This is a genomic window from Rhodobium gokarnense (assembly GCF_025961475.1).
GTDB classification, from domain to species: Bacteria; Pseudomonadota; Alphaproteobacteria; order Rhizobiales; family Rhodobiaceae; genus Rhodobium; species Rhodobium gokarnense.
The window spans coordinates 388,389-402,492 of the sequence record NZ_JAOQNS010000001.1 but is presented as its reverse complement, the minus strand read 5'-3'; the positions used below and the strand labels follow the sequence as shown (position 1 = coordinate 402,492).

Below are 14,104 nucleotides of genomic sequence, written 5' to 3'. Positions count from 1 at the left end.
TATAAGCCGAATATAGAAATCCCCATTTTTTCAGGGGTGTAATTTTCTCTACGCATTTTTGACAGGGAACCGCCAGGAAAACATCTGAAATGCTTACAATTTGAATGAATTTCGCACGGTTTTATTCATAATTTCTTTCATCGGCGATGATCTTGCCGTCATTCGGCAGCGTTCCCGGCGCCACAATTTCCACGCTACCGGACAGCTTCGTCACGTCACGCAGAGTCTCGCCGATTTTGCCCGCCAGTCCGGCATCGGCGACATCGCTTTCGACGCTCAGCGTCATGACGTCCTGGTCGTTGGCGCGGCCGATTTCCAGCCGTGCCCGCCCGATCTCCGGATGGCGCTTCAAGACCCGGTCGATCTGGGCCGGATCGACGAACATGCCCTTGACCTTGGTGCGCTGGTCGGCCCGGCCCATCCAGCCCGCAATCCGCATATTGGTGCGCCCGCACGGGCTCGTCCCCGGCAGTACCGCTGAAAGGTCGCCCGTGCCGAAGCGGATCAGCGGGTAGATCGGGCTGAAATTCGTCACCACCACCTCGCCGACCTCGCCGTCGGCAACCGGCTCGCCGGTGCCCGGGCGGACAATCTCCACGATCATGTCCTCGTTGACGATCAGCCCCTCGCGGGCGGCGCTCTCATAGGCGATGACGCCGAGGTCCGCGGTCGCATAGCACTGGGCGATGTCGACGCCGCGATCGGCGTATTCCTGGCGCAGCGCCGGAAACAGCGCGCCGCCCGAGACCAGCCCGCGCATGATCGAACGGGCCGGCCGGCCGAGTTCGACTGCCTTGTCGAGGAGCACCTTCAGATAGTCCGGCGTGCCGGTATAGCCGACCGGCTTCAGGGTGGCGATCGCCTGCACCTGCGCCTCCGTATTGCCGACGCCGGCCGGAAACACGGTGCAGCCGAGCGCCTGCGCGCCGCGGTCGAGGATGAAGCCGCCCGGCGTCAGGTGGTAGGCGAAGGCGTTATGGATGACGTCGCCCTGGCGGAACCCCGCGGCAAACAGCGCCCGCGCCCCGTGCCAGGGATCGGAGCCACCGCCCTGCGGCTCCCAGATCGGCCCCGGCGACATGAACACCCTGGAAAAGCTGCCCGGCGCGCCGGTGACGAACTCGCCGAAGGGCGGGCGCGCCTTCTGCGCCTCCATCAGGTCGGACTTGCGCAGCACCGGAAGCTTGGCAAGCTTTGCCCGGCTGTCGACGCCGGCAAGGTCGATCCCCTTCAGCCGCCGCTCCCATCCCGGAGCCTTCGCCACCGCCATCTGCAAATGGCCGGCCAGATGAGCAAAGAGCCGCCGCTCGCGTTCGCCAGGATCAAGAATCTCGGTGTCGTCGAAATGCTCTGTCATGTCGCCCTCTTTCGTGTTGCGGGCCAGGACACCGGACCGAAATCGGCAAAAATGTTTCGGCAAAATCCGATGCTGAAAAAATGCGATCGGCCGCCCGTGCAGTCCGGTTCAGGCACCCCCGGTGGCGCCGCTCAGGCAAGCCAGCGCTTGCGGCGCTTGTAGTGCTTGACGTTGCGGAACGATTTCCGCCCCTCGCCGCCGACGCCGAGATAGAACTCCTTGACGTCCTCGTTCTCGCGCAGCGCATGGGCCTCGCCGTCGAGCACGATGCGCCCGGATTCCAGGATATATCCGTAGGTGGCGTATTTCAGCGCAATATTGGTGTTCTGCTCGGCGAGCAGGAAGGAGACGCCCTCATGGGCGTTGAGCTGCTTGACGATCTCAAAAATCTCTTCCACGAGCTGCGGCGCCAGCCCCATGGACGGCTCGTCGAGCAGGATCATGGTCGGCCGCGACATCAGCGCCCGACCGATCGCCGTCATCTGCTGCTCGCCGCCGGAGGTGTAGCCGGCCTGGCTGCGCCGCCTTTCGCGAAGGCGCGGGAAATAGTCGTAGACCATATCGAGGTCGCGCCGGATCGCGGTGCTTCCGTCGCGCCGCGTATAGGCGCCGGTAAGGAGGTTCTCCTCCACCGACAGGTGGCCGAAGCAGTGCCGCCCCTCCATCACCTGGATGCAGCCGCGCCTGACGAGGTCGTTCGGCGACAGGTGCTGCACCTCTTCGCCGCGAAAGACGATGCTGCCCTTGGTGACCTCGCCGCGCTCGGCTCTGAGGAGGTTGGAGATCGCCTTCAGCGTCGTCGTCTTGCCGGCGCCGTTGGCGCCCAGAAGCGCGACGATGCCACCCTCCGCGACCCTCAGCGACACGCCCTTCAGGACGAGGATGACGTGGTTGTAGATCACCTCGATATTGTTGACGACAAGGACCGGATCGGCGACCGGCGCGGTCCGTGCCGAAGATGCCATGCTCACGGGAAGCATCCCCTTTCTCGTCATCCGTGACGGCACGCCCGAATGGCCCGGGCGTGCCGCTTCCAGGCCCGCCGCTAGTTGCAGGTCCGCGGGGTGATATTGGCTTCCTTGGCGTAGGCCGCGGAATCTTCTTCGATCAGCGGGTCGACGACCTCCCGGTCGGCCGGGATGTAGTCGGTGATCAGCGACCACTTCTTGGCCTTGGCGTCCCACTGCTGGATGGCGCCGAGGCCCGGCCCGCCATGGTTGGCGCAGCTCACCTTGACCGGCACGGTGAAGCCCGGCAGGCCAAGTTCCTCAAGCCGCGCCTCATCGACATCGAGCGCCTCCATGCCGTCGCGCATCATCTCCGGCGTGATCTCCTTGGTGTCGTGGATCTCCATCGCCTTGCGCGCCGCTTCCACCGCCCACATCGCCGCGACCATGCCGCGATTGTAGAGCACGGTGCCGGCATTGGTGCCGTCGCCGGCCGCCTTGCCCGCGTCGTAGACGAACTTCTTCAGGTCGGCGTAGATCGGGAAGTCGTCGCCGACGCCGTGGAAGGTGATGGCCTTGTAACCGTCGGCGCCGTCACCGGCCGGCAGCACGTCGTTTTCCGACGCCGACCACCACACGCCGATGAAATGGTCCATCGGGAAGCGGATCGAGGCGGCCTCCTTGATCGCCACCTGGTTCATCACGCCCCAGCCCCACATCACGACATAGTCGGGCCGGTCGCGGCGCACCTGCAGCCAGGTCGCCTTCTGTTCCTGGCCCGGATGGTCGACCGGCAGAAGAGTGAGCGAAAAGCCGTGCTTTTCGGACAGCTTTTCAAGCGTGCGGATCGGCTCCTTGCCATAGGCGGAGTTGTGGTAGACGAGCGCGATCTTCTTGCCTGAGATGTCGCCGCCCTCCTCGCTCATGATGTATTTGACGATGATCGAGGCGGCGTCCCAATAGGTGCCGGGATAGTTGAAGATATATTCGAACACCTTGCCGTTGGCCGCGGACGTGCGGCCGTAGCCCATGGAGTGGATCGGCACCTTGTCCTCGGTCGCCTTCGGGATGAGCTGGTAGGTGATGCCGGTCGACAGCGGCTGGTAGACGAGGCTGCCGAGGCCCTTGGTGGATTCGTAGCACTCCACGCCCTTGGTCGTGTTGTAGCCGGTCTCGCATTCCGGGTTGTCGATCTTGACGCCCTCGATGCCGCCGTCGCGCTCGTTGACGAGCGTGAAATAGTCGGAATAGCCGTCGGCGAACGGAATGCCGTTCGGGGCATAGGGGCCCGTGCGGTAGCTGAGCGAGGGGAACACCAGTTCGGCCATGGCCGGCGTGGCAAGCCCCACCGCGAGCGCTGTCGCAAGCGCGATCCTTGTCAGTTTCATTATCGTTCATCCTCCCGTTGGTGTTTTCGGCCCGGTTGTTCCCGGCCGTTTCGTTGCTGCCGCCCTGGGCGGCATGAGGTGATTTTTGTCATTTGCGGCGCACCTCGCGCCGATCTCCAGAGCCGTTCCCCTAGTGCGGGAACGGCCAAAGCCTCAGCTTCTCCTTTGCGGTCCGCCACAGGGCGGCGATGCCGTGCGGCTCGACGATCAGGAAGAAGATGATGAGGCCGCCGACGAGCATCAGTTGCAGATATTGCGACAGGTCCGTCGGCCAGCCGAAGGCGCCGACGAAGAGGTTTTTGAACAGAACCGGCAGCAGCACCATGAAGGCCGCGCCGATCAGCGAGCCGAAGATCGAGCCGAGCCCGCCGATGATGATCATGAAGAGCACCATGAAGCTCTGGTTGATGCCGAACGCCTCCGTCACCTCCGCCGCGCCCTGCCACAGCGCAAAGAACAGCGCCCCGGCCATGCCGATATAGAAGGACGAGACGGCAAAGGCGGAGAGCTTGGTCCGCAGCGGATTGACGCCGATGATTTCTGCCGCGATGTCCATGTCGCGGATCGCCATCCACGACCGGCCGATCCGCCCGCGCACCAGGTTGCGCGCGATCCAGGCAAAGACGAAGAGGAACGACAGGCAGAAGAGGTAGGTCGTTGCCGGCTGCGCGGCAGCCCCGGTGACGGCAAAGCCGAAGACGGTGCGCTCCGGCGCGGTGATCTGGCCGGTGGCCGAATAGTTGTAGAACCACGGCACCTTGTTGAAGAGCCAGACCAGGAAGAACTGCGCCGCAAGCGTCGCCACTGCGAGGTAAAAGCCCTTGATGCGCAGAGACGGCAGCCCGAACAGGATGCCGACCGCGGCCGCGATCGCCCCGGAGAGGAACACGATCGGCACCATGGAAAGCTCGGGAAAGGCGGTCATCAGCTTGTAGCAGGCATAGGCCCCGACGGCCATGAAGCCGCCGGTGCCGAGCGAGACCTGCCCGCAATAGCCGGTCAGGATGTTGAGCCCGAGGGCGGCGAGCGCGAACACCATGAACGGGATGAAGACCGCCTTTTCCCAATAGTCGTTGATGAGGAACGGCACGACGAGGAAGGCGACCGCCGTCACCGACCAGAAGAACACCCGGTCGAAGCGGATCGGAAACGTCGCCTGGTCGGCCTTGTAGCTGGTCTTGAACTCGCCGGCTTCGCGGTAAAACATCAGGCCTCTTCCCAGGTGGCGGCGTTGTCGTCGAATTCCCGGCGTTGCGGATCGACGATGCAGAAGCGGTGGCCGGTCGGGGCCTCCATGACGATCCAGCTCTTCAGCCGCCGCACCTCGCGCGCGCCGAGGGCGGCGAGCCGGGCGCGTTCGGCCTCCTTGTCGTCGGTCTCGATGTCGAGATGGACCCGCGGCTCATGGTCGACGGCCTGGATCAGCACCCTTATGTCGTCGCCCGGGCCCTGAATGACGGCGTATTTGCCGTCGTCGTCGACGCTTCCCGGCAGGCCGAGAAGGCTCGACCAGAACACCAGGGCGTCGGAGAGGTCGTCGGTCTTGCAGTCGATCACGATGCATCCAAGGCGGCTTTTGTGGCTCATGTCATCCTCACACTCTTTCGATGATCCTTTCGCCGAACAGCCCCTGGGGGCGGAACAAAAGGAAAACAAGCGCGAGCATATAGGCGAACCAGTTCTCTGTCGCCCCACCCAGCATGGGGCCGAGATAGATCTCGAAAAGCTTCTCGCCGACGCCGATGATGAGGCCGCCGATGATGGCCCCGGGGATCGAGGTGAAGCCGCCGAGCATGAGGACGGGAAGGGCCTTGAGGGCGATCAGCGACAGCGAGAACTGCACGCCCGACTTCGCCCCCCACATGACGCCGGCAACGAGCGCGACGATGCCGGCGACGGACCAGACCACCCACCAGATGGTCTCCAGCGAAATGCCGACCGAAAGCGCCGCCTGGTGGTCGTCGGCAACGGCCCGGAGCGCCCGGCCCATCTTGGTGTACTGGGAAAAGATCGTCAGCGAGACGACCAGCAGGACGGCGACGATGGCCGCCGCGATCTCCAGCTTTTCAACGAACATGCCGGTCGCATCGATGATCGTGTCGGACGGTCCGGTCGGCAGGCCGACATCGAGCGTCTTGACGTCGGCGCCCCACATGATGTCGCCGAGCCCCTCCAGCACGTAAGCCAAGCCGATGGTCGCCATGAACAGGATGATGCCCTCCTGGTTGACGAGCTTGGAAAGCGCCAGCCGCACGATCAGCCAGGCAAGGCCGATCATGACGAGAAGCGTCAGCACGATGGCAAGGAAGGTGTGCGTGCCGGTCCCCCAGTGGTGGATGTTGGTGCCGAGCACGGTGTTGATGAGATGGGAGAACGGCACCTGACCGGTCTGGAACCCGACCAGCGTCAGCGCGGCAAAGAGGGCGAGCACCCCTTGCGCGAAATTGAAGATGCCGGAGGCCTTGAAGATCAGCACGAAGCCGAGCGCAACCAGCGAGTACATCACCCCGGCGAGGAGGCCCGACACCACCACTTCCCAGAAAAAGACGTCGAAAAAGCTCATGGGTCCGCTGCTCTAGTCGTGCGCCACGCCGAGATAGGCGTCGATCACATCCTGGTTGCGCCGCACCTCGTCGGGCGGCCCGTCGCCGATCTTCTTGCCGTAATCCAGCACCACGACCCGGTCAGAAAGGTCCATGACGACGCCCATGTCGTGCTCGATGAGGGCGATCGTCGTGCCGAACTGTTGGTTCACGTCTATGATGAAGCGGCTCATGTCCTCCTTTTCTTCCACATTCATGCCGGCCATCGGCTCGTCGAGGAGGAGCAGCGCCGGCTCCGCGGCCAGCGCCCGGCCGAGCTCCACCCGCTTCTGCAGGCCGTAGGGAAGCCGCCCGACCGAAGTCTTGCGGATGTGCTGGATTTCCAGGAAATCGATGATCCGCTCCACCACCTCCCGGTGCGCGATCTCCTCGCGCTCCGCCGGCCCGCGCCAGATCGCCTGCCAGAACATGTTCTTCTTCATCCGGGTAAGGCGCCCGGTCATGATGTTGTCGAGGGTCGACATGCCCTTGAAGAGGGCAATGTTCTGGAAGGTGCGGGCGATCCCCTCATTGGCGATCTGGTGCGGCTTCAACGCCTTGCGCTTCTTGCCGCGGAACCAGATCTCGCCCTCCTGGGGGTGGTAGAAGCCGTTGATGACGTTGAGCATCGACGTCTTGCCGGCGCCGTTCGGCCCGATAATGGCGCGGATCTCGCCCTGGCGGATGTCGAAGGAGATCGCCGTGATCGCCTTGACTCCGCCGAAGGAGAGAGAGACGTCCTCCACGCGCAGCAGCACGTCGCCCCTCTGGCCGGTATCGGCGTCCCGCATCTGGCTCGGGTCGACGAAGGCCATCACTCCGCCGCCTCCCGCGCGCCGCCCGCATGCGGCACCTCGGTCATATCGCGGATTTCCACCGTCGCGCGGATCTTGCCCTTGCGGCCGTCCTCGAAGGTCACTTCCGTCTCGACATATTTCTCGTCCGAACCGTCATAGAGCGCCTCGATCAGCGGCGCGTAGCGCTCGGCGATGAAGCTGCGGCGCACCTTCTGGGTTCGGGTCAGTTCGCCGTCGTCGGCGTCGAGCTCCTTGTGCAGGATCAGGAAACGGCGGATCTGCGCGCCGGCCATGACCTCTTCGGCGGCAAGGTCGCGATTGACCGAGGCGACGTGCTCCTCGACCATGCCGTAGACGTCCGAATGCGCGGCGAGCTCCTGGTAGCTGCCATAGGAGACGTTGTTGCGCTCCGCCCAGTTGCCGACGGAGTTGAGGTCGATGTTGATGAAGACCGTGGCAAAGGCGCGGCCGTCGCCGAAAGCCACCGCCTCCTTGATGTTGGGGAAGAACTTCAGCTTGTTCTCGATATATTTCGGCGCGAACAGGCTGCCGTCGGTGAGCTTGCCGACGTCCTTGGCCCGGTCGATGATCTTGAGCTGGCCGTCCTTGGCGAAAAAGCCGGCATCGCCGGTGTGCACCCAGCCGTCTTCCGTCTGTGCCTCGCGGGTGGCTTCATCGTTCTTGTAATAGGCGACGAACTGGCCGGGGCTGCGGAAGATGACCTCGCCGCTGCCGGCGATCTGGATCTCCACATTCGGCGCCGGCGGGCCGACCGTATCGGCGCGCACATGGCCGTCGGCATGGGCGGTGACGTAGAGGAACGCCTCCGTCTGGCCGTAGAGCTGCTTCAGGTTCATGCCGAGCGAGCGGTAGAAGGAAAAGAGGTCCGGACCGATCGCCTCGCCGGCGGTGTAGGCGACGCGGATGCGCGAAAAGCCGAGGACGTTCTTCAAGGGTCCGTAGACCAGCAGCTCGCCGAGCCCGTAGAGCAGCCGGCCGCCGAGCGGCACGCGCTCGCCGTTGAGGATGCGCTCGCCGTATTTCTTCGCGACGCCGAGGAAATAGTGAAACATCCGCTGCTTCAGCCGGCCCGCATCCTCCATGCGGATCATCACCGTCGTCAGATTGTTCTCGAACACCCGCGGCGGCGCGAAATAGAAGGTCGGGCCGATCTCGCGCAGGTCCTGCAGCACCGTCTCCATCGATTCCGGACAGGCAATGCAAAAGCCCGCGACCATTCCCTGCGCGTAGTTGAGATAGTGGTCGCCGACCCAGGCGAGCGGCAGATAGGCGAGCGCCTCGTCCCGGTCGGTGAGCTTGTCGAAGGCGACCGTATCGCTCGCTGCCGCAATGCAGCGCTCGGCCGACAGCATCACCCCCTTCGACCGGCCGGTGGTGCCGGAGGTGTAGAGCATGATGGAGATGTCGGAGCCCTTGCCGGCGTCGATCTCGGCAAGCCAGGCCTCGGCCGCGCCGGGGTCGCTTTCCAGCCGCCGCCGGCCGATCTCCTGGACGTGGGTGAAGGGGTGCAGCCGGGCGTGGTCGTAGTCGCGCATGCCCCGCGGGTCGTCATAGATCACCCGCTCGATGGTCGGTGTCCGGTCGCGGACGGACAGGATCTTGTCGACCTGCTCCTGGTCTTCGACGACGGCGAAGGAAACGTCCGCGTCGGCGAGCACCTGGGCGAGTTCGCCGGCAACCGCATCGGCATAGACCGGCACCGGCACGCCGCCGAGCGCCTGTGTCGCCATGATCGCCCAGTAGAGGCTCGGCCGGTTGGAGCCGACGATCGCGACCCGGCTGCCGCGCCTGAAGCCGAGCTCCTGGAAGCCCAGCCCAAAGGCCCGCACCTCATCGGCGACCTCGGACCAGGTCCAGGTCTGCCAGATGCCGAGGTCCTTTTCGCGAATGGCGGGCCGGTCTCCCCGGATCCGTGCGTTACGCAGCAACAGCTTCGGAAACGTGTCCTCTGCTGGCGAAGCGGCGGCAACCGCATCGGCCATAGCGTCTCCTATCCCTCTGACGCCTGCATTTTTTTGATGCCGCAGGCTTTTTATTTGACCTCAACTAAATCCGACCGCCGGTCGCAAATCAAGGGCTAAATAAAGGAGAGAATCCGCTACCGCTATCGGCCGGAAAAGCGCCAACACGCGGTGCCGTCAACGCTTTTTTACACCATTACTCCGTATTGCCGACATACCGAATATCGCTTTATTTGCACCGCAGAAGGTAATGCTGCGACGCAACAAGCGCACCGTTCGACGGCCGCCGCGATTACTCCGCGGCCTGGCGGACCGCGTTGCCGCCGCTGCGGAAATCGGAAAGCAGCGTCTGCCGCGCCGCTTCTGCCCGCTTGACCGAAGCCTCCTTGACGTGGCCGTAGCCGCGAACGAGGTCCGGATAGCCGGCAAGAGCGACCGCCGAGGCGTGATTTTCGACCGTCAGCCCATCGGCGATCTCGCCAAGGACGGCCTCGTAGTCGGCAAGCAGGCGCCGCTCCATGCGCCGCTCCGCGCTGCGCGAGAATGGATCGAGGAGACCGCCGCGCAGTCCCTTCAACGGCGCGAGGAACCGCATCGCGCCCATCAGCCAGGAGCCGAACCGCGCCTTCTTCAAATGGCCGGTATCGGGATCGCTGTCGGCGATCACCGGCGGCGCCATGTGGAATTCCAGCTTGTCCCAGCTTTCGAAATGGCGGGAGAGTTCCCGTTCGAAGACGCCGTCGGTGAAGAGCCGCGCCACCTCGAACTCGTCCTTGATCGCCATCAGCTTGAAGAGGTTGCGGGAAGCCGCATCGAGAAGCGCATCGGAACCCGGCACCGCCGCCGCTTCGGCTTTGCGGATCGGGGCGAGCGCTGCTTCGAAGCGCGCCGCGTAGGCCGCGTCCTGGTACTCGGTCAAAGCCGTAATGCGCCGGGTGATGGCCTCCTCGACGCCCTCCGACATCCGCCGGTAGTCGGCGCCGCCGGCCGGCCGGGCGCGGGCCGCGACCTTTTCCGGATCGTGGGCGGCAAGCCGGCCCCAGCGGAACGCCGACTGGTTCATCTCCACCGCAACGCCGTTGAGCGCGATCGCCTCCATCAAGACCGATTCGGCAAGCGGCACGGCGCCGGTCTGGAAGGCATAGCCGAGCATGAACATGTTGGTGGCGATGGCGTCGCCGAACAGCCGCGTCGCCAGCCTCTGGGCATCGACGAAATGGCTGTTGCCCTCGGCGCAGCGCTTGGCGATTTCCGCTTCCAGCCGCCGCATCGGCAGGGTGAAGTCGGTGTCGCGGGTGAAATCGCCGGGCAGCGTCTCCTGGATGTTGACGACGGCAACGGTCTTTGCCGGCGCCATGCCGGAAAGCACCTTGGACGAGCCGGCAACGACGATGTCGCAGGCAAGCACCAGGTCGGCATCGCCGGCCGGCACGCGGATGGCCGCGATGTCCTCCGGCCGCGGCGCAAGGCGGATGTGGCTGGTCACCGCCCCGCCCTTTTGCGCAAGGCCCGCCATGTCGATGATCCCGCAGCCCTTGCCGGCAAGGTGCGCGGCCATGCCGAGGATGGCGCCGATGGTAACGACCCCGGTGCCGCCGATGCCGGTGACCATGATCGCGTAGTTGCGCTCCAGCGGCCGAATGTCGGGCATTGGAAGGTCGGCGAAGACGTCCCGGTCGTCGCCCGCCGTGCCGGCGTCCTTTCTCAGCTTGCCGCCATGGACGGTGACGAAGCTCGGGCAGAAGCCGTTGAGGCAGGAAAAGTCCTTGTTGCAGGCCGACTGGTCGATCTGCCGCTTGCGCCCGAATTCCGTCTCCACCGCCTGGATGGCAACGCAGTTGGACTGGACCCCGCAATCGCCGCAGCCCTCGCAGACCCGCTCGTTGATGAAGACGCGCCGGTCCGGATCCGGGAAGGTGCCGCGCTTGCGCCGCCGGCGCTTTTCGGCCGCACAGGTCTGGTCGTAGATGAGGACGGAAAGGCCGCTTGTGGCCGCGAAGTCCTTTTCCACCGCGATCAGGTCGTCGCGGTGGTGGACGGTGGTGCCCGCCGGCCAGGCCATGCCCGCCGGGTACTTGTCCGGCTCGTCGGAGACGACGGCAAGTTTGGTCACCCCGATCGCCGCCACCTGCCGGGCGATCTCGTCGACGGTGAGGTCGCCGTCATGGGTCTGGCCGCCGGTCATGGCGACGGCATCGTTGTAGAGCAGCTTGTAGGTGATGGTGACGCCCGCCGCCTTCGCAGCGCGGATCGCCATCATGCCGGAATGGTTGTAGGTGCCGTCGCCCATGTTCTGGAACACGTGGCCGCGGGTGGAGAACGGCGCCTCGCCGACCCAGTTCGCGCCCTCGCCGCCCATCTGGGTGTAACCCTCCGTCGCCCGGTCCATCCACTGCGCCATGTAGTGGCAGCCGATGCCGGCATAGGCGCGCGAGCCGTCCGGGACGACGGTGGAGCGGTTGTGCGGGCACCCCGGGCAGAAATAGGGGATGCGCTCGGCAATGTCGGTGGTCGCGGCAAGCCGCTCCTCGGCCGCTTCCAGCGCCGCCACGCGAGCCGCAAGCTCCGCGCGGTCCGCATAGGCCAGGACGCGCCTGCCGATGGCAATAGCGATCCGGTTCGGATCGAGCGCCCCCTTGGCCGGAAACAGCCAGCCGTCCGCCTCGTCCTTCTTGCCGTAGATCGCCGGCGTGTTGGCCGTGTTGTAGAGGATGTCCTTCAGTTGCGGCTCGATGAGGCCGCGCTTTTCCTCAACGACGAGGATGGTCTGAAGGTCCTCCGCGAACTGGCGCGCCCCGTCCGGCTCCAGCGGCCAGGTGCAGGCGACCTTGTAGAGCCGGATGCCGAGATCGGCGGCCGCGACCTCGTCGATGCCGAGGGAATCGAGCGCTTCAAGGACGTCGAGATAGCTCTTGCCGGAGGTGGCGATGCCGAGCCGGGGCGTGCGCCCGCCGGAATAGATGGTCTTGTCGAGCCGGTTGGAGCGGATGAAGGCGAGCGCTGCCGGCAGCTTGAACTCGTGCAGCCGCGGCTCCTGGGCGATGCGGTCATCGCCCGCCCGGATGTTGAGGCCGCCGGCCGGCAGCTCGAAATCGTTCGGCGCCACGATCCGCACCCGGTCGATGGAACCGTCCACCGTGCCGGTCGACTCGATCGTATCCTTCATGCATTTGAGGCCAACCCACAGGCCCGCGAACCGCGACAACGCCCAGCCATAGAGCCCGTAGTCCAGCACCTCCTGGACGCCGGCCGGGCTGAGGATCGGCATCATGGCGTCGACGAGGGCAAATTCGGACTGGTGCACGGTGGTGGAGGATTCCGCCACATGGTCGTCGCCCATCAGGGTAAGGACGCCACCATGGGGCGAGGTGCCGGCCATATTGGCGTGGCGAAAGACGTCGCCGGAGCGGTCGACGCCCGGACCCTTGCCGTACCAGATGCCGAAGACGCCGTCGAAGCGGCCCTCGCCGCGCATCTCCGCCTGCTGAGAGCCCCAGACGGCGGTCGCGGCCAGGTCCTCGTTGAGGCCGGCCTCGAAACGGATGTTGCGGCCGGCAAGCAGCGAGCGCGCACGCCAGAACTGCTGGTCGACGGCACCGAGCGGCGAGCCGCGATAGCCGCTGATATAGCCGGCCGTGGAAAAGCCGTCGCGGCGGTCCCGCTCCTGCTGCATCAGGCAGAGCCGGACCAGCGCCTGCGTCCCCGTCGTGAAGATCCGCGACTGGTCGAGATCGTATTTGTCGCTGAGGGCCACTTGCCGCTGGGCCATGGGGTTACTCCCGTACTGGTCGTTTTCGAGCGGTTGCACCCGACGACCGTATTTATTGGTTATGTTGGGCAGAACCGGACCTTGGCAACGGCAAGGCCCCTCGTCAATTCACTGCATCAACGGAGTTTGAATGTGATGGCCGATACCGCGCTGTCGCCCGCGGAACGGGATGCCGCAACCGATGCGATCGTCGCCTGGTTCGAGGCGGAACTCGGCCAGGAGCTCGGCCGCTTCGACGCCGGCTTCCTGCTCGATTTCTTCCTGAAGGAAATCGGACCGCTCTACTACAACCGCGCGCTCTACGACGCCCAGGCGATCCTTGCCAAACGGCTCGATTCGATCTCGGAGGCGATTCTCGACCTGGAAAAACCGGGCGGCCTCGGACCCGGCTGACGCGCGCCCGCGGCCGAAAGCGGTCTGCATTCTCTCCTGCGTGCCCGAAGTCGACCGATGAAAAATGGGATGGCGCGCAAGGAAATCCGCGCTGAGCGGCTATTCTCGCGCCTTGCCCGAAAAGGTGCCGCTCGATTTTTCGCCCGACACCCCTATATAATATGAAGCGTCTACATTCTCGCTTTCCTGAAATGTCTTTCTCAAAACATGCCGGCATGACGCCGGAAATGCGGCATGGATACTGTTTTGCGAAAGAAATCTGGAATGCTGGCCGCAATGGATGTAGGATGCATCCATTGTCATGCGCGGCCCGATCGCCGGTCCAGCAAGGTGGGCGCCGGGCCCAAGCGGGTCACCCTGCCGGACGCTTCTGCACGGCACCGGCCTCGCTCCTCAGCGGCCGGACCTCAGATTGCCGCGCCGGCATGCGTCCATCACCAAAGACGCCAGAAAAGCGCCGGGAACAGCAGTTCTCGAGCCATTTTACGGCCACTTCGCGCCCTCTTTGAAAGCGGACGGATTTTTTCGAGCGACCTCCCCGCCAGCGGCGAAGGTGTCGGAAACCGGTCCGTCCACTGCACACCGCCCACGCAATTCAACAGCAACGGACCCCAAAAATGCTGCAACAGGAAGCCAAATTCTTCGCCAAACCGGGCAAGACGCCGAACCGCGCAAACAAGGCCGACGCGATAACCGTCGCCGTGCGCGAGATCATCACGGCCGAAACGACCGCGCGGAACGCCAAGACCGAACGCTTGAGGCAGCTTCGTCTTGAAAAGCAGGCCGTCGATGAAGCCGACGCGGCAAAGGCGGCGGCGGCAGAGCCGAAGAAAAAGCGCAAGGCACCCGCCAAGCGCGCGATCCGCGCCAAAAAAGCGGACGCCTGACG

General features: G+C 64.8%; 11 protein-coding genes. 2 read left to right on the top strand and 9 right to left on the bottom strand.

Annotated elements, in window-relative coordinates; all coding sequences use genetic code 11:
• Nucleotides 1-121: 121 nt before the first annotated feature.
• The 9 genes from M2319_RS01880 to M2319_RS01840 form a co-directional block, all read right to left on the bottom strand.
• Nucleotides 122-1,357 (bottom strand): phenylacetate--CoA ligase family protein, encoded by a 1,236-nt coding sequence (locus tag M2319_RS01880; RefSeq protein WP_264599732.1) that lies wholly within the window; start codon nt 1,355-1,357, stop codon nt 122-124.
• A gap of 131 nt (nt 1,358-1,488) precedes the next feature.
• Nucleotides 1,489-2,337: an ABC transporter ATP-binding protein gene (locus M2319_RS01875; RefSeq protein ID WP_406682058.1), complete on the bottom strand. Its 849-nt coding sequence runs from the start codon at nt 2,335-2,337 to the stop codon at nt 1,489-1,491.
• A 65-nt stretch (nt 2,338-2,402) separates the two neighbouring features.
• On the bottom strand, nt 2,403-3,692 hold the full coding sequence (locus M2319_RS01870) for an ABC transporter substrate-binding protein (RefSeq protein ID WP_264599731.1): 1,290 nt from the start codon (nt 3,690-3,692) through the stop codon (nt 2,403-2,405).
• Nucleotides 3,693-3,822: 130 nt separating this feature from the next.
• The gene (locus M2319_RS01865) at nt 3,823-4,899 is read right to left on the bottom strand and encodes a branched-chain amino acid ABC transporter permease (RefSeq protein ID WP_264599730.1); all 1,077 of its coding nucleotides are present in this window, start codon (nt 4,897-4,899) and stop codon (nt 3,823-3,825) included.
• On the bottom strand, nt 4,899-5,279 hold the full coding sequence (locus M2319_RS01860) for a VOC family protein (RefSeq protein ID WP_264599729.1): 381 nt from the start codon (nt 5,277-5,279) through the stop codon (nt 4,899-4,901). Before M2319_RS01860 ends, M2319_RS01865 begins: the two co-directional genes overlap by 1 nt.
• A gap of 7 nt (nt 5,280-5,286) precedes the next feature.
• Complete coding sequence (locus M2319_RS01855) at nt 5,287-6,255, bottom strand: branched-chain amino acid ABC transporter permease (RefSeq protein WP_264599728.1); 969 nt, start codon at nt 6,253-6,255, stop codon at nt 5,287-5,289.
• A gap of 12 nt (nt 6,256-6,267) precedes the next feature.
• On the bottom strand, nt 6,268-7,089 hold the full coding sequence (locus M2319_RS01850; RefSeq protein ID WP_264599727.1) for an ABC transporter ATP-binding protein: 822 nt from the start codon (nt 7,087-7,089) through the stop codon (nt 6,268-6,270).
• Entirely contained in the window at nt 7,089-9,074 is a 1,986-nt protein-coding gene (locus M2319_RS01845) for an AMP-binding protein (RefSeq protein WP_264599726.1), read from the bottom strand. The genes M2319_RS01850 and M2319_RS01845 overlap by 1 nt, the downstream gene beginning before the upstream one ends.
• A gap of 271 nt (nt 9,075-9,345) precedes the next feature.
• Entirely contained in the window at nt 9,346-12,822 is a 3,477-nt protein-coding gene (locus M2319_RS01840; protein WP_264599725.1) for an indolepyruvate ferredoxin oxidoreductase family protein, read from the bottom strand.
• A 135-nt stretch (nt 12,823-12,957) separates the two neighbouring features.
• On the opposite strand from M2319_RS01840, the gene M2319_RS01835 reads away from it, so the two are divergent.
• A complete protein-coding gene (locus tag M2319_RS01835; RefSeq protein WP_264599724.1) occupies nt 12,958-13,215 on the top strand; it encodes a DUF2164 domain-containing protein in 258 nt (85 codons plus the stop codon).
• Nucleotides 13,216-13,916: 701 nt separating this feature from the next.
• Nucleotides 13,917-14,102 carry a hypothetical protein gene (locus M2319_RS01830; protein WP_264599723.1) on the top strand — a complete coding sequence of 62 codons (186 nt, stop codon included), beginning with the start codon at nt 13,917-13,919 and terminating at the stop codon, nt 14,100-14,102.
• Nucleotides 14,103-14,104 lie beyond the last annotated feature (2 nt).

What these genes read in the sequence shown, in the direction of transcription:
- M2319_RS01880 (WP_264599732.1), bottom strand. Translation starts at nt 1,357, where the DNA reads ATGACAGAGCATTTCGACGACACCGAGATTCTTGATCCTGGCGAACGC.
- M2319_RS01875 (WP_406682058.1), bottom strand. Translation starts at nt 2,337, where the DNA reads ATGCTTCCCGTGAGCATGGCATCTTCGGCACGGACCGCGCCGGTCGCC.
- M2319_RS01870 (WP_264599731.1), bottom strand. Translation starts at nt 3,692, where the DNA reads ATGAAACTGACAAGGATCGCGCTTGCGACAGCGCTCGCGGTGGGGCTT.
- M2319_RS01865 (WP_264599730.1), bottom strand. Translation starts at nt 4,899, where the DNA reads ATGTTTTACCGCGAAGCCGGCGAGTTCAAGACCAGCTACAAGGCCGAC.
- M2319_RS01860 (WP_264599729.1), bottom strand. Translation starts at nt 5,279, where the DNA reads ATGAGCCACAAAAGCCGCCTTGGATGCATCGTGATCGACTGCAAGACC.
- M2319_RS01855 (WP_264599728.1), bottom strand. Translation starts at nt 6,255, where the DNA reads ATGAGCTTTTTCGACGTCTTTTTCTGGGAAGTGGTGGTGTCGGGCCTC.
- M2319_RS01850 (WP_264599727.1), bottom strand. Translation starts at nt 7,089, where the DNA reads ATGGCCTTCGTCGACCCGAGCCAGATGCGGGACGCCGATACCGGCCAG.
- M2319_RS01845 (WP_264599726.1), bottom strand. Translation starts at nt 9,074, where the DNA reads ATGGCCGATGCGGTTGCCGCCGCTTCGCCAGCAGAGGACACGTTTCCG.
- M2319_RS01840 (WP_264599725.1), bottom strand. Translation starts at nt 12,822, where the DNA reads ATGGCCCAGCGGCAAGTGGCCCTCAGCGACAAATACGATCTCGACCAG.
- M2319_RS01835 (WP_264599724.1), top strand. Translation starts at nt 12,958, where the DNA reads ATGGCCGATACCGCGCTGTCGCCCGCGGAACGGGATGCCGCAACCGAT.